An 18,675-nucleotide genomic window follows, 5' to 3' on the forward strand; every position below is an offset into this window, starting at 1 on the left:
TTTTGCGTGTTCATCATGGCGGTCATAGAAACAGCGGAGAAGATGCTGCCCGCGGGCCTGCGCCCGATCGGCGGCCGTACGCTGCGCATGCTTGCGGCCGTGCTCACGGAACGCGGCGAGAAGGCGGCCGCCCAGCGCATGGCGCTGACGGCCTTTTCGATCCGTATCCTCAGCGCGGCTCTCGCCTTCGTCTCCCAGATCGTGCTCGCCCGGCTGATGGGCGAATATGAATACGGCATCTTCGTTTTCGTCTGGGTGCTGGTCGTCGTCTTCGGCGATCTCTCATGCCTCGGGTTCCACACGGCGATCATCCGCTTCCTGCCGCAATACAGGGCAGCGGGCGCTTTCGAGGAAATCCGCGGCCTGACCGGGACGGCGCGCATCTTTGCGCTGCTTTCCGGCACGGCGGTGCTCGCCGCCGGCACGCTCGGTCTGCATTTCTTCGGCGACATGATCCAGGTCTATTATCTCGTCCCGATCTTCATCGGCCTGCTCGCCATGCCGATGATCGCGCTCGGCGACATTCTGGAAGGCACGTCGCGGGCCAACCACTGGCCGGTGATGGCGCTGAGCCCGGTCTATATCGTCCGCCCGATCCTCATCATCCTCTTCATGCTCATCGCCATTGCCATCGGCGCCGAGCACACCGCCGTCACTGCGATGCAGGCAGCACTCGTCGCCACCTTTGTCACCGCGCTCGGCCAGTATGCCGCAACGCTCTATCGCCTTCGCCGGCATTATGATGAAGGCCCGCGCAAGGTCGATTTCCTCGCCTGGTTCAGCGTCGCCTTTCCGATTTTCCTGATCGAGGGCGTGAGCTTCCTGCTCACCAATTCCGATGTCGTCGTCGTCGGCATCTTCCTCGAACCGCACGATGTCGCCATCTATTTCGCCGCCGCCAAGACGATGGCGCTGGTGCATTTCATCAATTTCTCGGTCAAGGCAGCCTCCGGCCCGCGCTTCTCCTCGATCATCGCCGAAGGCGACCACGGACAGCTGGCGACCGCTGCCATCGACGCCGCCCGCTGGACCTTCTGGCCGGCGCTCGGTGTCGGCCTTGCCGTGCTTGCGGCCGGCCATCTGCTGCTATCGCTCTTCGGCGGCGCCTTCACATCAGGCTATCTGGTCATGGCGATCCTGCTCGCCGGCATCCTCGCCAAGTCGCTGGTCGGCCCCGCCGAAACGTTGTTGATGATGGCAGGCAAGCAGAACCTCTGCGTCGCACTCTATGCCGGCGCACTGACGGCCAATGTCGGCCTCAACCTCGCTTTGATCCCGCATTATGGCATCGAGGGCACGGCGATTGCCACGGCCTCGGCCATGGCGGTCGAGGCGATCCTGCTGCATCTCGCCGTGCGCCGCACGCTCGGTATCGTCCTGTTCGCCTTCGCCAGCCCCTCCGCCGCAACGCCAGAAATGAGAGTTCGATAGATGGTGCGTGTTCCCCCCGTTACCGAAAGCACCAACAGCGCCGCCAACCGCATGGTGCATGATCTCGCCGCGCTGCATTTCGAAGCGCCGCAGGCCGAGGCCCGCGCCGAGATCGGCCGGCCGGGGCGCGAGCTCTGCCTCTATCCCGGCAAACTCGGCTATGAACTTCAGGATGAGCTCGATTTCCTCTCCAACCGGGCGATGGAACCGAACGTCTTCTTCTCCGGCCGCTTTCTCGCCCCCGCTATGCCGCGGCTTGAGGACCGGCAGGTGAACTTCGCCCTGATCCGCGACCACAATGCCGGCCGCAGCCGCATGCGCTTCCTGATGCCGTTTTCGGTCGACCGGCCCGGTTTTGCCGTCGGCCCGTCGATCATCCGCGGCTGGTCGAACAGTTTCGGCCCGCTCGGCACGCCGCTCGTCGATGCCGAGGATGCTGCCGAGACCCTCGACAATCTCTTCGAGGCCCTGACCGTGCGCGATCTCAATCTGCCCGGCATTCTGGTTCTGCCGGATCTGCGGCTGAACGGCATCTTCGTGCGCATGCTCAAGGCTGTGGCGCTCAGCCGCAACCTTCCCGTCACCGTCACCAATCCTTACCAGCGCCCGATGCTGCAGAGCGACGAAGAGGCGCCGGCCTATCTCGGCAAAACCATTTCCTCCTCGCATATGCGCGAAATGCGCCGTCAGTGGCGCCTGCTGGAGGAACAGGGAACGGCGGTCTATGCCGTCGCCCGCCAGCCGCGCGAAATCCATATCCGCTTCGAGGAATTCCTGGCGATGGAAGCCGGTGGCTGGAAGGGCAAGCGGCGAAGCGCTCTCGTCACCGATCGCTATCACACGGCCTTTGCCCGCGAGGCGGTGTCGAACCTTGCCGCCGTCGATGCCGTGCGTATTCACACGATCGATCTCAATGGCAAGGCGATCGCCGCCATCGTCGTCCTGATGATGGGCGGCGAAGCCTATACCTGGAAGACCGCCTATGACGAGAACTATGCCCGCTATTCGCCGGGCAAGCTCTTGATGAGCGAGCTCACCGAATGGCATCTCGACGACGCCAATATCGTGCGTTCCGATTCCTGTGCCGTCTCCGATCATCCGATCATGAGCCGCTTCTGGCAGGAGCGCGAGGAGATGGGAACGCTGGTGATCGGCCTGACGCAGAACGGCGACCGCGACATGCGCCAGGTCTCGGCCCAACTCCATATGTACCGCAGCACCCGCAATATGGCGAAGATGCTGCGCGAGAAGATCATGTCGCTTGCCGGCCGGGGCTAATTTTCGGCCGCCGCCCTTTCGCGCAGCAGCCGGCGGATCACCTTGCCGGTGGTCGTCAGCGGCAAGGCGTCGATGAATTCCACCTCGCGCGGATATTCGTGCATTGAAAGCCGCGTCTTTACCCATTCCCTGATATCGGCGGCCAGCGCTTCGCTTGGATGATGACCCGGTGACAGCACGATATAGGCCTTGACGATCTCTGTGCGCACGGCATCAGGTTTGCCGACGGCGGCGGCAAGCTGCACGGCGGGATGGCCGATCAGACAATCCTCGATCTCGGCCGGGCCGATGCGATATCCCGACGAGGTGATGACGTCGTCGTCGCGGCCTTCGAAGGTGACATAACCCTCGGCGTCCTGACGGCCGATATCGCCGGTGAGCAGCCAGCCTTTGGCGAACTTCCGCTCGGTCGCCGCCGCATCGTTCCAGTAGCCGAGGAACATGACGGGGTCGGGACTGGCAATGGCGATCTGGCCCGGTTCGCCGGCCGGCAATTCGTCACCCGCTTCGCTGACGATGGCGACGCGATGCCCCGGCACCGCCCGTCCGATGGCGCCTGCCTTGGTGACGCCATGGGCAGCACTCGACGAGAGCACGAAATTGCACTCCGTCTGGCCGTAGAATTCATTGATAGTGATGCCGAGCGTACGCCGCGCCCATTCATAAGTCTCACGGCCGAGCGCCTCGCCGGCCGAGCCGATGGTGCGCAGCACCAGATCATATTTCGAGCGCGGATCGGCAACGGATCGCATCAGCCGCAGCGCCGTCGGCGGAATGAAGGCATTGCGCACCTTCATCTCGGCCATGATGCGATAGGCCATGTCGGCATCGAATTTCTGCGCCGGCGACGAGACGACGGGAATCCCGAGCAACAGGCTCGGCAGCAGCGCATTGAGCAGACCGCCCGCCCAGGCCCAGTCGGACGGCGTCCACACCTTGTCGCCCACTTTCGGAAAGCCCTCATGGGCAAACTGCATACCGGGAATATGGCCGGGCAGAACGCGATGACCATGCAGCGCGCCCTTGGGCGGCCCCGTCGTTCCCGAGGTGAAGATCATCAGCGCCGGATCGTCCGGACCGGTCCTGGCGACGTCGAAGACAGTGGGATGGCCGTTCACCAGATCGCCAAAGGCAACCGCATCGACATCCGCCCGGTCGATGCTGACGACATGTTTCAGCATCGGCAGGCGATCGCGGATCTGCCGGATGCGCTCGAGACCGAAACCATTGGTGACGATTGCTGCAACACCTGCTGCCTTCAGCCGGTATTCCAGCGCCTCGACGCCGAAGAGCAGCGCCAGCGGCAGCGCGACCGCGCCGGTCTTGTAGATCGCCACATGTGCGATCACCGTCTCGAAGGATTGCGGCAAGAGCAGCGCGACACGATCGCCGCGCTCCACCCCAAGCGAAACGAGCGCATTGGCGAAGGCCGAGGACTGGTCGGCGAGGGCGCGATAGGTCATCGCGCGGTGATGGCCATCCGGGCTGAAATGCTCGAGACAGACGCGCTCCGGATCTCTCGCGGCCCAGTCGTCGCTGACGGCGCGGCCGATATTGAAATCTTCGGGAATCCGCCACGAAAAATCGCGATAGAGATCGTCGTAGCGATCATGGGGCGGCAGTTTCATAGGCAAAATCCGGTGAATGTTGCACCAGCTAACACCTTGTGCTGCAATTGCGCAAGCGGCCGGTCTGGGCGGCGATGACTGCCCGGCTTCAAAGCCATCACGCATAGTTGCACGCATGGCAGAACGGATTCTTCGCCAGGTGCCCTGCGACTTTGCCGGCTTTCGCACTAGATCATGGAAAGCCGCCTGGGGGCCACCAATTCATCACGGAGCCGTTTCATGGAATACGCAAAATTTGGGAAGACCGGACTGGAAGTGGCGAAAATCTGCCTGGGCTGCATGACCTTCGGCGATCCCGGCCGCGGCAATCATGCCTGGAGCCTCAGGGAAGACGAAAGCCGGACGATGATCAGGCAGGCAATCGACCTCGGCATCAATTTCCTCGACACCGCCAACACCTATTCCAACGGTTCCTCGGAGGAGATCGTCGGCCGCGCCATCAAAGATTTCGCCAAACGCGAGGATATCGTGCTGGCGACCAAGGTGTTCAATCGCATGCGGCCGGGCCCGAACGGCGCCGGCCTGTCACGCAAGGCGATCTTCGACGAGATCGACAACAGTCTGCGTCGCCTCGGCACCGACTATGTCGATCTCTACCAGATCCACCGGTTCGACTATACGACGCCGATCGAGGAAACGCTGGAAGCGCTGCACGACGTGGTCAAATCGGGCAAGGCGCGTTATATCGGCGCTTCCTCCATGTATGCCTGGCAGTTCGCCAAGGCGCTCTACGTCTCCAGGCTGAACGGCTGGACCGAATTCGTCAGCATGCAGGACCACCTGAACCTGCTCTACCGCGAGGAAGAGCGCGAAATGCTGCCGCTCTGCGAGGATCAGAAGATCGCCGTCATCCCCTGGAGCCCGCTGGCCCGCGGCCGCCTGACCCGCGACTGGGACGAGACGACGGCACGCAGCGAAACCGACGAATTCGGCAAGACGCTCTACACCCAGTCCATCGATGCCGACCGCAGAATCGTCGAGGCGGTGGCCGAGATCGCCAGGACCCGCAACATCTCCCGCGCCCAGGTCGCAACCGCCTGGATCCTGCAGAAGAGCGCGGTGACCGCGCCGATCATCGGTGCCTCGAAACCGAACCATTTGCAGGACGCCGTTGCCTCGCTCTTGGTCAAGCTTACCCCCGAGGAAATCGCGACACTGGAAGCACCCTACATCCCGCACGCCGTCGCCGGCTTCAAGTAGTCAGCCGGCCGACTTCTCAGCAGGCATGAGCGAGGCAGATCCCTCTACGCGCCCGCGCGGAGAGGGAGATCGGCATTATGACTATTCCACGACCGATCTTACATCCGGCTGCCGGGGTCGAGCTGCCGGCGCATCGTCACCAGAAATTGCTCGGCAAGCGCCCTATCCTCGACCGCGCGGGCAAGAATGACGGCGCCCATCATCGACGAGAGCGTCGTCGCGGCATTGGCCCGGCGTTCTTCTTCAGTCTCGCCGGGAACGATATCGGCGAGCGTGTCGACCAGCACGGACAGCCCGTCGCTGAAGACCGCGCGGACAGCCCCCCGGCTGCGGCTCACCTCCTGGATCAGCGTTGCGAAGACGCAGCTGCCACCCGGATCGTCGACCGTGCGCCAGTGAATATAATGGTCGAGAAGTGCTGCCAGCGGCCGGTCCGGCGATTCGGCGATGTGCTCCTTCCACCGCGTTTCCACTCTGTCGATCAGCTTGCGGCTGACCTCGAGCGCCAGATCGTCCTTCGAACTGAAATGACCGTAGAAGCCGCCATGCGTCAGCCCCGCCGCCTTCATGATGTCAGCAACGCCGACCCCGTCGAAACCGTTCTCGCGGAAAAGCACGCCCGCAACGCTCAGGATCTTTTCGCGGTTTTCGGCAAATTTCTCGCGGCTGACCCGCATTTTTCGTCTCCAGAAATAGTCGCTTGACAAAATATATGACGTCCATCATCAATACGCAAGAAATATGATGACCATCATGTAAATCGGTCCTGTACTTTCGCGAACCTGAATTCGAACGGAATCTTGCCCATGGTTTCCACAGCCCTCGCCTCCACCCTTGCCCGGCGCAACATCCATTACGGCTGGGTCGTCGTTGCCGCGACCTTCCTCACCATGCTGGTCACCGCCGGCGCCATGGGCGCACCCGGCGTTCTCATCAAGCCACTGCAGGACGAGTTCGGCTGGGAGACCTCGCAGATTTCCTCGGCGCTGGCGATCCGTCTGATCCTGTTCGGTTTCATGGGTCCGTTCGCCGCCGCCTTCATGAATTATTTCGGCGTGCGCAAGGTCATCGTCTTCGCGCTCGCCCTGATCGGCGCCGGCTTCATCGGTTCGCTGTTCATGACCACGCTGTGGCAGTTGCTGCTGCTCTGGGGCATCGTCGTCGGCTTCGGCACCGGTCTGACAGCCATGGTGCTCGCCGCGACGATCTCCTCCCGCTGGTTCACCAGGCATCGCGGCCTCGTCGTCGGCATGCTTTCGGCAAGCTCGGCCACCGGCCAGCTCGTCTTTCTGCCGCTGATGGCCGAGCTGACGGAACGCTACGGCTGGCGCTCGACGGTGTTTTTCGTCTGCGCCATGATCATGGTCGCAGCCCTTGCGGTGCTCGCCTTCATGCGCGACCGCCCGGCCGACCTCAACCTGCCGGCTCTCGGCGAAACGCACGTGACGCCGCCGCCGGCAGCCACCTCGCTCGGCGTCGCGCTGATGACGCCGATCACCGTCCTCAGGGAAATCTCGAAGACCTCGACCTTCTGGATCCTCTTCGCCACCTTCTTTATCTGCGGCCTCAGCACCAACGGCCTGATCCAGACCCATTTCGTCACCCTCTGCGGCGATTTCGGCATCGTGCCCGTGGCCGCCGCCAGCGTGCTCGCCGTCATGGGCATCTTCGATTTCTTCGGCACGATCGGCTCCGGATGGCTCTCCGATCGGTTCGACAATCGCTGGCTGCTGTTCTGGTATTACGGCCTGCGCGGCCTCTCGCTGCTCTACCTGCCCTTCAGTGATTTCAGCTTTTACGGCCTTTCCATCTTCGCCATTTTCTACGGCCTTGACTGGATCGCCACCGTGCCGCCGACCGTCAAGATCGCCGCCGACCGCTTCGGCCGCGAAAAGGTCGGCCTCGTTTTCGGCTGGGTCTTTGCCGGCCATCAGCTGGGAGCCGCCACCGCCGCCTATGGCGCCGGCCTCTCGCGCACGGAGCTTTCGAGCTATCTGCCCGCCTTCTTCGTCGCCGGCGCCTTCTGCCTGCTGGCCTCGATCCTGGCGATCACATTGAAGAAGTCCGGCCTCAGCAGCCCGGCCCCCGCTGCAGCCCATTGATATCGACCGGACCCGGCCTCGAAACGAGGCCGGGTCTCTCCACCGGATCGGTCTGATAACTTCGCTTGCCCGTCTTGCGCGCGCAGGCGCTCGCATGTTAGACAGCCGCCCGTTCGTATCCGTTGCCCCATTGGCGGAATTGGTAGACGCGCTCGACTCAAAATCGAGTTTCGAAAGAAGTGCTGGTTCGACCCCGGCATGGGGCACCACCTACGCTCTGCGAACTTCGGCTCGGCAGGCCGAAGAGCAGCTAAGCGAAGGGTTGTCGCGCCGTAGTTCCGTCAGGAACGAAGGCGGACTGGTTCGACAATGCTCCGGCTAGCTGCACCATCATCTCAAATCGCTTCGCGTAGCCCTGCCTCAGGAGACCTGATACGGGACTACGGAGCAAAATTCGCCTGCGGGTGAAGCCTACTTGTTCTTCAACAGCCACATTTTGCCGGCCATGGTGATGCCGTAGACGTCTTTTGAGACGTCGTCGTCCAGATGCCGCCGCTCGAGGAAACCCGGCTCCTTCAATTCACCCAGCGTCTTGGCAGTGACTGATTTGATTTTCTGCGGCCGCTCTTTCCAACGGTCGGTTTTTGCGTAAGTCACCTGCGCGTTCTGGTGCGTCCATTTGTTGGCTGGCTGAGGATAGAGATCTCCATCCCTGGCGAGTTTGAGTGCGGCGATCTGGGACGGGGTAAGCTCAATCATAGTAAAAATCCTGTGCGGGAGGTATTTGCGCTGGGAACGCGCTTTTACCAAAGGCGTGCTCATAACACCGACGGACCACTTCCACCACCCATTCAGACAGTCGCGCCACAAAAGGCGAAAACCCGGCTCGTGGGAACCGGGCTTCGCCCTTGTAGCGTATGTCTCGTTAATTGCAGCGTCGGACCGTCTTGGTGACCTCGCCTTCATCGGTCTGGCGCGTGACGCTCCTGGTTTCGCAGCCACTATCGCGGTAGCGGCGGTGCTCACGTTCGCGCACGGCACCAAAAGTGACGCCTCGCTCGCTGATGGTAATTCCAGGTCGTACCCGCTCGTGACGATAGCCGTCATCATAGGAACGCTCCCTGACATAGACGCTATCGGCAAGAACAGGCGCTGCAAACGAGCAGGCGGCAAGGGCCGCCACAGTACAGTTCAGGATAATCTTCCGCATGTCGTTCTCCTTTCTTGATGAAAGGGCAACGAGGCAAGCCGCAAGTGGTTCCAACATTGTGACGGCCCGGCCGTGCCGCAGACAACGTCTGCATCTGGCGGGCCAGAACTATGAGTGAGGGGGCCTCACCGCTCAAATCACTTGTTTAATTTTGCTTGCGCTTCGTCCAAAGTGGCCGCCGCTACAAATAGAGAGGGCGGACGTGCATCAGGAAGTAGGACTCATCGCGACGGTTGCCGTCAGTTTTGTTTTCGCCGCGATCCTGGGCTACGGCGCCGATCGGCTCCGGCTGCCGCCGCTCGTCGGCTACCTGATGGCCGGCATCCTGATGGGGCCGTTCACCCCGGGCTTCGTCGCCGACACCGCCCTTGCCGGTCAGCTCGCCGAAATGGGCGTCATCCTTTTGATGTTCGGCGTCGGCCTGCATTTTTCCGCCTCCGACTTGCTCGCCGTGCGCGGCATCGCCGTGCCGGGCGCGATCGGACGGATCATTCTCGCCACCCTGCTCGGCGTCGGCCTTTGCCAACTCTGGGGCTGGAGCCTCGGCGCCGGCATCGTCCTCGGCCTCAGCCTGTCGGTGGCGAGCACCGTCGTTCTCTTGAAGGCGCTGGAGGAGCGCAATCTCGTCAACGCGCCAAGCGGACGCGTCGCCGTCGGCTGGCTGATCGTCGAGGATCTGGTGATGGTGCTGGCGCTGGTGCTGCTGCCGGCGCTCGCAGAGCTTCTGGGTGGCAACGCCGCCGATACGACCAACCACGGCCTCGGCGACCTGCCGCTGGTGCTGACGATCGGCCTGACGCTGTTGAAGGTGGCGGCCTTCGCCGCCATGGCGATCTTCCTCGGCCCTCGCATCGTGCCCTGGCTGCTGACGATGATCGCCCGCACCGGCTCGCGTGAGCTGTTCACGCTGACAGTCCTGGCGATCGCGCTCGGCATTGCCTTCGGCTCGGCGGCGATCTTCGGCGTCTCATTTGCACTCGGCGCATTTTTTGCCGGTGTCGTCATGAGCGAATCCCAGCTCAGCCACAGGGCGGCCGCCGATTCGCTGCCGCTGCAGAATGCCTTCTCCGTGCTGTTCTTCGTCTCCGTCGGCATGCTCTTCGACCCCTCGATCCTGGTGCGCCAGCCGCTGGCCGTGATCGGCGCGCTGGCGCTGGTCATCCTCGGCAAGGGCATCATCACCTTCCTCATCGTTATCCTGCTCAGATATCCGATCGGCCTGGGGCTGACATTGGCCGGCGGCCTCGCCCAGATCGGCGAATTCTCCTTCATCCTCGCCGGTCTCGGCGTGTCGCTCGGGCTTCTGCCGCATGAGGGCCAGGATCTGATCCTTGCCGCCGCAATCCTGTCGATTACGCTGAACCCGATCGTGATCCTGGCGACCGACGGACTGAAGAAATATATCCATTCGACATGGCCCTCCCTTTGGGAAAATTACGGCAGAAAGAGGCAGAAAGCGCTCGGCAAGGAACTGGAAAAGATCAGGGCGCTCAGCGAGGAGCGCGAGCGTCAGCATCAGTTGAAGATGCAGCAGCTGATCGAAACTTTCCCGTTGTTCTCCGAGGTCAGCGAGGACGCGCAAGAGGAGCTGCTGCTGCTCTTCAAGGCAAAGTCCGCCCCTCCCGGCGAACGCGTCATTCGCCGCGGCGACCGCGGCGACAGCATGTATTTCATCTCTTCGGGAGCGGTGGAGGTGCGGCTCGCCAGCGGTGCGATCCGCCTGGAACCGGGCGCCTTTTTTGGCGAAATGGCGCTTCTCACCGGCGGACGACGCACCGCCGACGTCATTGCCGTCGATTTCTGCCAGTTCGAGGTGCTCGAGCGGCGAGACTTTAACATGTTCATGTCACACCATCCCAATCTGCGCGCCGCCGTCAGCGAAATGGCCCAGAAGCGCACGGAGATGAACGTCCTGCGCCAGCAATGGGAAAAGTCGATGGACCTGTCCTGAGCAAACACCGCCGCATTTCTCGCGGGAGCGCGATAGCGTGATTGCCTAGAGTAGGTCGCGCAAAACTGAGCAGCGGTTTTGCGATTCCGACATGCGTAAAAGCAAACATCTAAATCGCAAGCGAATCTGAGGATTGCGACGCGCTTTAGACCGCCGGCCAATAGCCATCGGCACGGAAATCCTCCGGGATCGGATCGAGGCGCGACAATGTCTCGGCCGCGAAATCGATCTGTAGCGACAAGTATTTGAGAGACGCCAGCATCGGCGCGCCGGTCGCAAACTCCCGGATGCGGGACAGATGATAGCCGCTGGCGCTCAGCCGCCGCGCAGCCTCCTGGCGGACATCGTCTCTGCTCGGTCCGCGCCCCTTTTCGGACCGGTCATCCATTTGCACGGCCTGCCCACGGCCGCCTTCGATCACTTCGAACATTCTCATGCCACCCTGCACGTCGACCCTATGCTCTAATACAGCTTGCCGCAGAATGGCCGATTCGCAATCCCATGAAATCTCGAGAGAGGCGCGGATGCGCCGCATCACGAAAATTTTTGGACGGCGGTGGCAGGAAGGACACGGGCGAGCATTTACAGCACCGCGCACGGCCCCTAAAGCTTTTGCACCGCAACAGGAAGGAAACGGAATGCTCCGCAGACTTTACGACTGGACCATGTCTTTGGCCTCGCGCAAATCGGCCGAAGTCTGGCTCGCCGTCATCGCCTTCGTCGAAAGCTCCGTCTTTCTCGTCCCCGCCGATGTGCTCTTCCTGCCGATGGCGCTTTCGAGGCCGGAACGCTCCTACCGCTATGCGCTGATTGCAACCGTCGCCTCCGTGCTCGGCGGCATTGCTGGCTGGGCGCTCGGCTTTTACGCCTATGAAACGGTTGCGCGGCCGGTTCTCGAATTCTACGGCAAACTCGACGCCTTCGAGCAGATGAAGGCCTATGTCACCTACGAGTGGATCCTGCTGCTGCTCGTCACTTCGGGTCTCGCGCATCTGCCGCCAATCAAGATCGTCACGATTTTGTCCGGCGTCATCCACGTCAATCTGGGGCTTTTCGTCGTCTCGGCGATCGTCGCGCGCGGCGCGCGTTTCCTCTTCCTCGCCTGGCTGCTGCGCCGTTACGGCGAGCCGATCCGCCATTTCATCGAGAAGCGCCTCGGCCAGATCGTCAGCGTCGGTGCCGCCGCCGTGATCGTGTTATATCCCGCCTACCGCTATCTCGCTCACTAGAACAGGATGATTTTCGGCCGAACAGGCCTAAAATCTGAATCCGCATCTCAGGCTTTACCAACTTTGCGGAGTTCCGCCATGACTGCCACTTCCTCGCCGCTCACCCGCCCCGGCTTTACCTATTCCCTGCTGCTCGCGATCGGCATGGCGGCCGTCGTCGGCACGGCGCTGGGCTTCCAATATATCGGCGGCTATATTCCCTGCGCGCTCTGCCTGCTGCAGCGCCAGCCTTATTATTACGCCGTCCCGATCGCGATTCTCGCCGCAATCTCCGAGCTCGTCGGCCTGCCGAACTGGATCACCCGCGCGCTCATCCTGGCGGCCGGCATCCTGATGCTGGTCACGGCAGGCATGGGTGTCTATCACGCTGGCGTCGAATGGCATTTCTGGCCGGGGCCGGCCACCTGCTCGACCACGGCAAGCAGCATGACGACCAATGCCGGCGATCTGCTCGGCGAACTCAACACCATCAAAGGCCCGTCCTGCACCGATGCGGCGCTGCGGGTGCTCGGCCTGTCTTTTGCAGGCTGGAACGTGATTGCCGGAATTCTGCTCGCAGCCTTCGCCTTTGCAGGCGTTCGCAGGGCTGCCTCTGCATAATCCCTTAAGTCGGCCGTTCTCTGTGCCTCCGAAGGACGCCGTGCTGTAAGCAACTCGATCACGGCTGCAGTTCGGTATCCCAGTAGAGATAATCGAGCCAGCTGTCATGCAGATAGTTCGGCGGGAACAGCCGGCCGTTATTGTGCAGATCCTGCACCGTCGGCTGGTAGGGCTTCTGCGCCGGGAACATGCCTGCCTGCTTGGGAAGCTTGCTGCCCTTGCGCAGATTGCACGGCGAACAGGCAGCCACGACATTCTCCCAGGTCGTCTCGCCGCCATGGGCGCGCGGGATGACGTGATCGAAGGTCAGGTCGTCATGGGCGCCGCAATACTGGCATTCGAACCGGTCGCGCAGGAAGACGTTGAACCGGGTGAAAGCGGGATTGCGGGACGGCTGAACGTAAGTCTTGAGGCACACGACACTCGGAAGCCGCATCGAGAAGCTCGGTGAGGAAACCGAATGTTCATACTCTGCGATGATATTCACACGGTCGAGAAATACCGCCTTGATCGCGTCCTGCCAGGACCATAGCGACAAGGGATAATAACTCAGCGGCCGGTAGTCAGCGTTCAGGACGAGCGCCGGCAGGGCCTGCGGGGAGACTGCAATCGTCAAGGGACTCTCCTGATCGATTCGGCATCTGCACCTGTATATTAGGCCGGTTGTTACAGGATTGTGAAGTCCAATAAATTCAGAGGATAAAGGCAAAATGAAGAGTGTTGCCGATCAGCCGATCGGCACCATGTCGCGGCGCATTTTCGTGGCGTAATAGGCCCAGAAAAGCCGTGCCGCCACCGAGCGCCACGGCGACCAGACTTCCGAAAGCTCGGCAAGCGCCTTCGCCTGCGGCCGTGCCGCAAGGCCGAATGCCGTCCCGACCGCATTCTGCAGTGCGACATCGCCGGCCGGGAAAACATCGGCATGGCCGCCGCAAAACATCAGATAGACCTCCGCCGTCCAAGGGCCGATACCCTTCAGCGCGGTGAGTTCGCCAAGCGCCTCGCCCGGCGGCTTCAGGCAGAGGCCGGAGAGATCGAGGCGGCCGGAGGCAACCGCTTCGGCGATCCGCGACAGAGTGTCGGCCTTGGCGCGCGACAGGCCGAATTCGCGCCATGCCTCTGCGTGAAGCAGCATGTAGCCTTCGGCAGTCAAAAGACCATCCGCTGGCAGCATGCGCCGCCAGATCGCGTCGGCGCTGGCGCGCGACACCATCTGCGAGACGATGATATGGGCAAGCCCGGCAAAGCCGGGTTCGCGCAATCGCAGCGGAACGGGTCCGGCGTCCGCTGCGATCGGCGCAAGGCGCGGATCGAGGCGAAGCAATGCTTCGAGCCCCTGCCTGACGTCGTCTTCGTTGCGGATGATCTGCACATTGCCTCGCAGTGGTTCAAAAGCCGAATCCATGGCAGAAGAAAGCATGACCACGAGTGAGCGTCAAAAACCCGTCTTTCGCTTTGCGCCGAGTCCCAACGGGGCGTTGCATCTCGGCCATGCCCTCTCGGCGCTGCTGAACCACGACATGGCGCGGGCTGAACAAGGCCGCCTGCTGCTCCGCATCGAGGATATCGACCAGACACGCTGTACGCCCGAGTTCGAGGCCGGCATCCACCGGGATCTCGACTGGCTTGATATCCGCTGGGAAAGCCCGGTGCGGCGCCAGTCGGAACATTTCCCCGAATATCAGGCAGCATTGCATGCGCTGATCGAGCGCGGTCTGGTCTACCCGGCCTTCCTGACGCGCGGCGAGGTGAAGGCGCGCGTCGCGGCCTACGAGGCGGCGGGAGAATCCTGGCCACGCGATCCAGACGGCACTCCGCATTATCCGGCAGGTGACCGCGACCGGCCGAAAGACGAATGGCAGGAAATGCTGACCGCGGGGAGGAAACATGCCTGGCGGCTCGATATGCGCAAGGCGCTCGACCTGATCGGTCAGCTGCTGTTCTGGACTGAAACCGGCGACGGTAGGACTGGCGAAATCGCCGCCGAGCCCGGCGTCTGGGGCGACGTCATCTTGTCGCGCTCGGATGCGCCATCGAGCTATCATCTTTCCGTTGTCGTTGACGATGCGCTGCAGGGCGTCACCCATGTCGTGCGGGGGCTCGACCTCTTCCATGCGACATCGGTGCACAGGCTGCTGCAGGTGCTGCTCGGGCTACCGCAGCCGGTCTATCACCATCATCGCCTCATTCTCGGCGTCGACGGCCGCAAACTTTCGAAAAGCGAAGGCGACACCGGGCTTGGCGAATTGCGCGCCCAAGGCATGTCAGGAGCGGATATTCGCCGTCTTGTCGGGCTCTGATGGCCTTTCGACACGCTCTCTGCCGACGATCGAAAGCGTATGGGAAAACATCCGGAAGACGCGGAACTTGATCAGCGCCGCATTGATCTCCGCCCCGATGATGAAGATGACGCCGACCATGTAGAGGAAGATCAACACGATCATGACGGAGGCCAGACCGGCATAAGTTGCCGTATAATTGGCGAAGGTCGCCAGGTAGTAGGCAAAGATCAGTGCGCCGGCGAGCCACAGAAGCAGTGTCAGCAAAACGCCCGGAATAACGTCGAAGACCCGTCGTTTGCCGGCCGGCAGCCAGAGATGCATGACCAGCAGTCCAACCGTCAGAACCACCAGCGTGCCGTAGATGCGCCAGCTGAAGACGATGTCGAGCGTATCGGCAAACAGTGGGAACCATTTCCTGGAATAATCGAGCGCCAGCGGCAGGGCGACGAGCAGAATGCTGATCGCCGCAAAGATGATGACCGCGATCAACACGTAGCCGAGGCTGAAGAGACGGGTGAAATACCAGGGCCGCGTCTCCTGCACCCGGTAGGCGCGGTTGAGCGAGATGCGCAACGCCTCGACGCCGTTCGAAGCGAAATAGGCGGCCGCCAGCACGGAGATCGTCAGCAGCCCGCCGCGCGGAATGGTCAGCACCTGCAGCACCTGGTCGGCCAGCGGCTTGGCGATCGCCTCGGGCCAGGTGTCGAAGATCAGGTGGATGGCGGTCGAGGAGAACTGATCGGCGCCGAGGAAGCTTGCAAGCGCGGTGCCGAAGATCAGGAACGGGAAAACCGCAAGCAGGCTCGACAGTGCCACGTGACTTGCCATGGCAAAGCCGTCGTCCTCGACCATGTGACAGATCGCGTCATAGACCACGTCGTAGATCGTGCGCAGCACCTTCGGCATTCCGTCTCCGGCTTTCCAGATTGTATCCTCTGGCCGAATATGGGAAACGAGTCCCATTTTGTACAGGAATCATTCCATGGCGGGAGAGCGCATCATCGTCGTCACCGGATGTTCGTCCGGGATCGGCGCTCATTGCGCGCGGGCGCTGAAAGCCGATGGCTGGCGTGTCTTCGCGACGGTGCGCAAGCCGGACGACCTCAAGGGGTTGGAAGCAGACAGCATAGAGACCTTCCTGATGGACTATACCAGGCCCGAGACGATTTCCGATCTGGTCGGCGCGGTTCTCGAACGCAGCGGCGGCCGCATCGACGCGCTCTTCAACAACGGCGCCTACGGCCAGCCGGGCGCCGTCGAGGATCTTTCGACTGCAGTGCTGCGCGCCCAGTTCGAGGCGAATTTCTTCGGCTGGCACGAACTGACGCGGCAGGTCATTCCGCCGATGCGCAAACGCGGAGAGGGGCGGATCGTCCAATGCTCGTCGATCCTCGGTGTCGTGCCCTATCGTTATCGCGGCGCCTACACCGCATCCAAATTCGCGCTCGAAGGCCTCAGCATCACGCTGCGCATGGAGTTGCAAGGCAGCGGAATCCATGTGAGCCTGATCGAGCCGGGACCGATCGCCACCCGTTTCACCGCCAACGCGCTTGCAAAGATCAAGGAGAATATCGACCTCGACAATTCGCCGCACGCGGTCGATTACAGCAGACAACTGGCAAGGCTCGACGGATCGGGGCCGGTCAACCGCCATAAACTCGGCCCGGAGGCGGTCTATTCCGTATTGAAACACGCATTGAACTCGAAAAATCCAAGACCACATTATCCCGTAACGACTCCGGCTAAGCAGGGCATGTTCCTGAAGCGGCTGCTTCCGGCAGACCTCTTCTACCGCCTGATGCGCTGGACGGACTGACTGAGAAAGCTGAGTGCCATGTCCACGTTCACCTATGTCCTCGCGATCATCGTTATGGGCGCCGTCGCCCTGGTGCTGATCCGCGGTCTCTTCAACATGATGAAGGGCGGCGATGCCAACCGCTCCAACAAGCTGATGCAGCTTCGCGTCCTGTTGCAGGCGATCGCCGTCGTCCTGATCATGATAACGCTCTGGCTGACCGGCGGCGGCCGCCCGACCTGACGGCGCTTTGAGGGGGAACCGTGGTCAAACTCAACAAGATCTACACCAAGACAGGTGACGACGGCACGACCGGGCTGGTTTCCGGCCCGCGCCGGACAAAGGACGATCTGCGCGTCGAGGCCTATGGCACGATCGACGAGGCCAATTCCGCGATCGGCCTGGCGCGGCTGCACACTTCAGGCCTGCCCGAACTCGACGCCATGCTGATGTCGATCCAGAATGATCTCTTCGATCTCGGCGCCGATCTCGCCACCCCTGACACCGGTGAGCCGCCGGCCTATGAGCCGCTGCGGATCGTCGAGACGCAGGTCGACCGCGTCGAGCGCGATATCGACCAGCTGAATGCCGCTCTCGAGCCGCTGAAATCCTTCATCCTGCCGGGCGGCAGCCCGGCCGCCGCACATCTGCATCTTGCCCGGACGATTGCACGGCGCGCCGAACGTCAGATGGTGGCGCTTGCCCGCACCGATGGCGAAATCGTCAGCGAGGCGGCGATGAAATATGTCAACCGGCTCTCCGATTTTCTCTTCGTCGCCGCACGCCATGCCAATGACCGCGGCCATGCGGATGTGCTTTGGGTTCCGGGAAAAAACAGATAGGCTTGCCGCACGATCGCCGGGGGGCCTTATGTTCATACCACTTCACGACGCCAATACGCTGAAACATATCAAGGTCCAGTGGGTGACACTCTCACTGATCGCACTGAATATCGCGGTCTGGCTTTTGACCAGCCTGGAGAGCGAACAGGCAGCCCAGGCGACAACTGTCGGGCTAGGCTATATCCCCGCGATCGCCTTCGGCGACGCTGTGCTGGCGCCGGGCTTGGAAATCGTGCCGGAACCGCTGACCTATCTCACCTATGCCTTCGTCCATGCCGGCTTCTGGCATCTGGCCTCCAACATGATCTTCCTCTGGGTCTTCGGCGACAATGTCGAGGATGCCATGGGGCATCTGCGTTTCCTGATTTTCTACCTCCTCTGCGCGGCCGCCGGCGCGCTCTGCCACGGCCTGCTGACCATGACCTCGCAAGCGCCGCTGGTCGGCGCCTCGGGGGCGATCTCCGGCGTCGTTGCCGCCTATGTCATGCTGCATCCGCGCGTCAGGGTCTGGGTGCTGGTGTTCTTCCGTGTGCCACTGCCCCTGCCGGCCTTCATTCCGCTGCTTTTGTGGATCGGGCAGCAGTTCTTCATGCTGGCGATCACCCCTGATAGCGACGTTTCCTGGGGCGCGCATGTCGGCGGCATTCTTGCCGGCGCTCTTCTGATCCTGGTGTTGCGCCGGCCGGGTGTACCGCTCTTCGACCGGCAGATCGTCACGCCCCGCGCCGTGAGAAACGACCGCAGTGCCGGTCCGGCCATCGCGGCCGGTACGGACGGGCAAACGGCGCAGCGCTTTCCCTGGGGCCGACGCTGATAGCTATATTGACGTGAACGTAAACGTCCATATATTGCCGAGGCAAATTGCCTGCCGGCGTCATGGAAGCGTTGAATTTGGAGGAAAAACGCGTATCCATGTCGCCATTCGACAATCGGAGCGGCGCCCAAGCGCGCATTTTCTAAAAAAGCCTCTGAAGCCAGTTTCTCCTGAAGGAAGGACCCCATGAAGATACTCGTCCCAGTCAAACGGGTTGTCGACTACAACGTGAAGATCCGGGTGAAGCCGGATGGCACGGGTGTCGAGCTTGCCAATGTGAAGATGTCGATGAACCCGTTCGACGAGATCTCGGTGGAAGAGGCGCTGCGGCTGAAGGAAGCCGGCAAGGCCGAGGAGGTTGTCGTGGTGTCGA

21 protein-coding genes and 1 tRNA gene are annotated in these 18,675 nt (G+C 62.1%); 14 read left to right on the plus strand and 8 right to left on the minus strand.

The features are described 5' to 3' along the window. The first annotated feature begins 15 nt into the window (after positions 1-15). The gene (locus EEQ99_RS33600; RefSeq protein WP_063476315.1) at positions 16-1,431 is read left to right on the plus strand and encodes a lipopolysaccharide biosynthesis protein; all 1,416 of its coding nucleotides are present in this window, start codon (positions 16-18) and stop codon (positions 1,429-1,431) included. Next, positions 1,432-2,709: a GNAT family N-acetyltransferase gene (locus EEQ99_RS33605; RefSeq protein WP_047619931.1), complete on the plus strand. Its 1,278-nt coding sequence runs from the start codon at positions 1,432-1,434 to the stop codon at positions 2,707-2,709. On the opposite strand, the gene EEQ99_RS33610 is transcribed toward EEQ99_RS33605, so the two are convergent. Beyond that, a complete protein-coding gene (locus EEQ99_RS33610; RefSeq protein WP_127431890.1) occupies positions 2,706-4,337 on the minus strand; it encodes an AMP-binding protein in 1,632 nt (543 codons plus the stop codon). The two genes, EEQ99_RS33605 and EEQ99_RS33610, sit on opposite strands and share 4 nt — an antisense overlap. 219 nt (positions 4,338-4,556) lie before the next feature. On the opposite strand from EEQ99_RS33610, the gene EEQ99_RS33615 reads away from it, so the two are divergent. Further along, positions 4,557-5,537 carry an aldo/keto reductase gene (locus tag EEQ99_RS33615; RefSeq protein ID WP_127431891.1) on the plus strand — a complete coding sequence of 327 codons (981 nt, stop codon included), beginning with the start codon at positions 4,557-4,559 and terminating at the stop codon, positions 5,535-5,537. 98 nt (positions 5,538-5,635) lie between these two features. Here the strand turns inward: EEQ99_RS33615 and EEQ99_RS33620 are convergent, their stop codons facing one another. Next, positions 5,636-6,214 carry a TetR/AcrR family transcriptional regulator gene (locus EEQ99_RS33620; RefSeq protein ID WP_028759089.1) on the minus strand — a complete coding sequence of 193 codons (579 nt, stop codon included), beginning with the start codon at positions 6,212-6,214 and terminating at the stop codon, positions 5,636-5,638. 129 nt (positions 6,215-6,343) lie between these two features. Between EEQ99_RS33620 and EEQ99_RS33625 the strand changes: the two genes are divergently transcribed. Further along, positions 6,344-7,639: an MFS transporter gene (locus EEQ99_RS33625; RefSeq protein WP_127431892.1), complete on the plus strand. Its 1,296-nt coding sequence runs from the start codon at positions 6,344-6,346 to the stop codon at positions 7,637-7,639. Positions 7,640-7,763: 124 nt separating this feature from the next. Beyond that, positions 7,764-7,848: transfer RNA gene (locus EEQ99_RS33630), tRNA-Leu, on the plus strand. Positions 7,849-8,050: 202 nt separating this feature from the next. Here EEQ99_RS33630 and EEQ99_RS33635 read toward each other — a convergent pair. After that, on the minus strand, positions 8,051-8,338 hold the full coding sequence (locus tag EEQ99_RS33635; protein WP_028757264.1) for a hypothetical protein: 288 nt from the start codon (positions 8,336-8,338) through the stop codon (positions 8,051-8,053). A gap of 166 nt (positions 8,339-8,504) precedes the next feature. Continuing rightward, on the minus strand, positions 8,505-8,789 hold the full coding sequence (locus EEQ99_RS33640) for a hypothetical protein (RefSeq protein WP_047619967.1): 285 nt from the start codon (positions 8,787-8,789) through the stop codon (positions 8,505-8,507). Positions 8,790-8,991: 202 nt separating this feature from the next. Here EEQ99_RS33640 and EEQ99_RS33645 point away from each other — a divergent pair, with 202 nt between their 5' ends. Continuing rightward, a complete protein-coding gene (locus tag EEQ99_RS33645; RefSeq protein WP_028757263.1) occupies positions 8,992-10,740 on the plus strand; it encodes a cation:proton antiporter domain-containing protein in 1,749 nt (582 codons plus the stop codon). 145 nt (positions 10,741-10,885) lie between these two features. Here the strand turns inward: EEQ99_RS33645 and EEQ99_RS33650 are convergent, their stop codons facing one another. Beyond that, positions 10,886-11,176 carry a hypothetical protein gene (locus EEQ99_RS33650; protein WP_028757262.1) on the minus strand — a complete coding sequence of 97 codons (291 nt, stop codon included), beginning with the start codon at positions 11,174-11,176 and terminating at the stop codon, positions 10,886-10,888. A gap of 202 nt (positions 11,177-11,378) precedes the next feature. On the opposite strand from EEQ99_RS33650, the gene EEQ99_RS33655 reads away from it, so the two are divergent. After that, the gene (locus tag EEQ99_RS33655; protein ID WP_028757261.1) at positions 11,379-11,969 is read left to right on the plus strand and encodes a YqaA family protein; all 591 of its coding nucleotides are present in this window, start codon (positions 11,379-11,381) and stop codon (positions 11,967-11,969) included. 78 nt (positions 11,970-12,047) lie between these two features. Further along, a complete protein-coding gene (locus EEQ99_RS33660) occupies positions 12,048-12,569 on the plus strand; it encodes a disulfide bond formation protein B (protein ID WP_028757260.1) in 522 nt (173 codons plus the stop codon). Positions 12,570-12,627: 58 nt separating this feature from the next. Here EEQ99_RS33660 and EEQ99_RS33665 read toward each other — a convergent pair whose 3' ends face one another. Continuing rightward, the gene (locus tag EEQ99_RS33665; protein WP_004671754.1) at positions 12,628-13,185 is read right to left on the minus strand and encodes an HNH endonuclease; all 558 of its coding nucleotides are present in this window, start codon (positions 13,183-13,185) and stop codon (positions 12,628-12,630) included. Positions 13,186-13,296: 111 nt separating this feature from the next. Further along, positions 13,297-13,989 (minus strand): DNA-3-methyladenine glycosylase family protein, encoded by a 693-nt coding sequence (locus EEQ99_RS33670; RefSeq protein WP_028757259.1) that lies wholly within the window; start codon positions 13,987-13,989, stop codon positions 13,297-13,299. Between EEQ99_RS33670 and gluQRS the strand changes: the two genes are divergently transcribed. Next, positions 13,988-14,869 (plus strand): tRNA glutamyl-Q(34) synthetase GluQRS, encoded by an 882-nt coding sequence (gluQRS, locus tag EEQ99_RS33675; RefSeq protein WP_127431893.1) that lies wholly within the window; start codon positions 13,988-13,990, stop codon positions 14,867-14,869. The genes EEQ99_RS33670 and gluQRS overlap by 2 nt on opposite strands. Here the strand turns inward: gluQRS and EEQ99_RS33680 are convergent. Next, positions 14,834-15,757, minus strand: coding sequence for a YihY/virulence factor BrkB family protein (locus EEQ99_RS33680; protein WP_047619916.1), 924 nt, complete (start codon positions 15,755-15,757; stop codon positions 14,834-14,836). The genes gluQRS and EEQ99_RS33680 overlap by 36 nt on opposite strands. Before the next feature lie 76 nt (positions 15,758-15,833). Between EEQ99_RS33680 and EEQ99_RS33685 the strand changes: the two genes are divergently transcribed. From EEQ99_RS33685 to EEQ99_RS33710, 5 genes are all read left to right on the plus strand, one after another. After that, positions 15,834-16,667, plus strand: a complete 834-nt coding sequence (locus EEQ99_RS33685) for an SDR family oxidoreductase (RefSeq protein ID WP_047619915.1) — start codon at positions 15,834-15,836, stop codon at positions 16,665-16,667. An 18-nt stretch (positions 16,668-16,685) separates the two neighbouring features. Continuing rightward, positions 16,686-16,889, plus strand: coding sequence for a twin transmembrane helix small protein (locus EEQ99_RS33690; protein WP_028757255.1), 204 nt, complete (start codon positions 16,686-16,688; stop codon positions 16,887-16,889). Positions 16,890-16,909: 20 nt separating this feature from the next. After that, on the plus strand, positions 16,910-17,488 hold the full coding sequence (locus EEQ99_RS33695; protein ID WP_047619913.1) for a cob(I)yrinic acid a,c-diamide adenosyltransferase: 579 nt from the start codon (positions 16,910-16,912) through the stop codon (positions 17,486-17,488). A 28-nt stretch (positions 17,489-17,516) separates the two neighbouring features. After that, positions 17,517-18,302 carry a rhomboid family intramembrane serine protease gene (locus EEQ99_RS33700; RefSeq protein ID WP_063476299.1) on the plus strand — a complete coding sequence of 262 codons (786 nt, stop codon included), beginning with the start codon at positions 17,517-17,519 and terminating at the stop codon, positions 18,300-18,302. Between the two features lie 186 nt (positions 18,303-18,488). Then, positions 18,489-18,675: electron transfer flavoprotein subunit beta/FixA family protein (locus tag EEQ99_RS33710; RefSeq protein WP_425299728.1), on the plus strand; the 187-nt coding region annotated here is incomplete at its 3' end.

Origin of the sequence: Rhizobium anhuiense, assembly GCF_003985145.1 — a bacterium.
GTDB lineage: Bacteria > Pseudomonadota > Alphaproteobacteria > Rhizobiales > Rhizobiaceae > Rhizobium > Rhizobium anhuiense.

Bases quoted from the DNA above. Each gene is read 5' to 3' on its own strand.
- EEQ99_RS33600 (WP_063476315.1), top strand. From the start codon at position 16: ATGGCGGTCATAGAAACAGCGGAGAAGATGCTGCCCGCGGGCCTGCGC.
- EEQ99_RS33605 (WP_047619931.1), top strand. From the start codon at position 1,432: ATGGTGCGTGTTCCCCCCGTTACCGAAAGCACCAACAGCGCCGCCAAC.
- EEQ99_RS33610 (WP_127431890.1), bottom strand. From the start codon at position 4,337: ATGAAACTGCCGCCCCATGATCGCTACGACGATCTCTATCGCGATTTT.
- EEQ99_RS33615 (WP_127431891.1), top strand. From the start codon at position 4,557: ATGGAATACGCAAAATTTGGGAAGACCGGACTGGAAGTGGCGAAAATC.
- EEQ99_RS33620 (WP_028759089.1), bottom strand. From the start codon at position 6,214: ATGCGGGTCAGCCGCGAGAAATTTGCCGAAAACCGCGAAAAGATCCTG.
- EEQ99_RS33625 (WP_127431892.1), top strand. From the start codon at position 6,344: ATGGTTTCCACAGCCCTCGCCTCCACCCTTGCCCGGCGCAACATCCAT.
- EEQ99_RS33635 (WP_028757264.1), bottom strand. From the start codon at position 8,338: ATGATTGAGCTTACCCCGTCCCAGATCGCCGCACTCAAACTCGCCAGG.
- EEQ99_RS33640 (WP_047619967.1), bottom strand. From the start codon at position 8,789: ATGCGGAAGATTATCCTGAACTGTACTGTGGCGGCCCTTGCCGCCTGC.
- EEQ99_RS33650 (WP_028757262.1), bottom strand. From the start codon at position 11,176: ATGAGAATGTTCGAAGTGATCGAAGGCGGCCGTGGGCAGGCCGTGCAA.
- EEQ99_RS33655 (WP_028757261.1), top strand. From the start codon at position 11,379: ATGCTCCGCAGACTTTACGACTGGACCATGTCTTTGGCCTCGCGCAAA.
- EEQ99_RS33660 (WP_028757260.1), top strand. From the start codon at position 12,048: ATGACTGCCACTTCCTCGCCGCTCACCCGCCCCGGCTTTACCTATTCC.
- gluQRS (WP_127431893.1), top strand. From the start codon at position 13,988: ATGACCACGAGTGAGCGTCAAAAACCCGTCTTTCGCTTTGCGCCGAGT.
- EEQ99_RS33670 (WP_028757259.1), bottom strand. From the start codon at position 13,989: ATGCTTTCTTCTGCCATGGATTCGGCTTTTGAACCACTGCGAGGCAAT.
- EEQ99_RS33680 (WP_047619916.1), bottom strand. From the start codon at position 15,757: ATGCCGAAGGTGCTGCGCACGATCTACGACGTGGTCTATGACGCGATC.
- EEQ99_RS33685 (WP_047619915.1), top strand. From the start codon at position 15,834: ATGGCGGGAGAGCGCATCATCGTCGTCACCGGATGTTCGTCCGGGATC.
- EEQ99_RS33690 (WP_028757255.1), top strand. From the start codon at position 16,686: ATGTCCACGTTCACCTATGTCCTCGCGATCATCGTTATGGGCGCCGTC.
- EEQ99_RS33700 (WP_063476299.1), top strand. From the start codon at position 17,517: ATGTTCATACCACTTCACGACGCCAATACGCTGAAACATATCAAGGTC.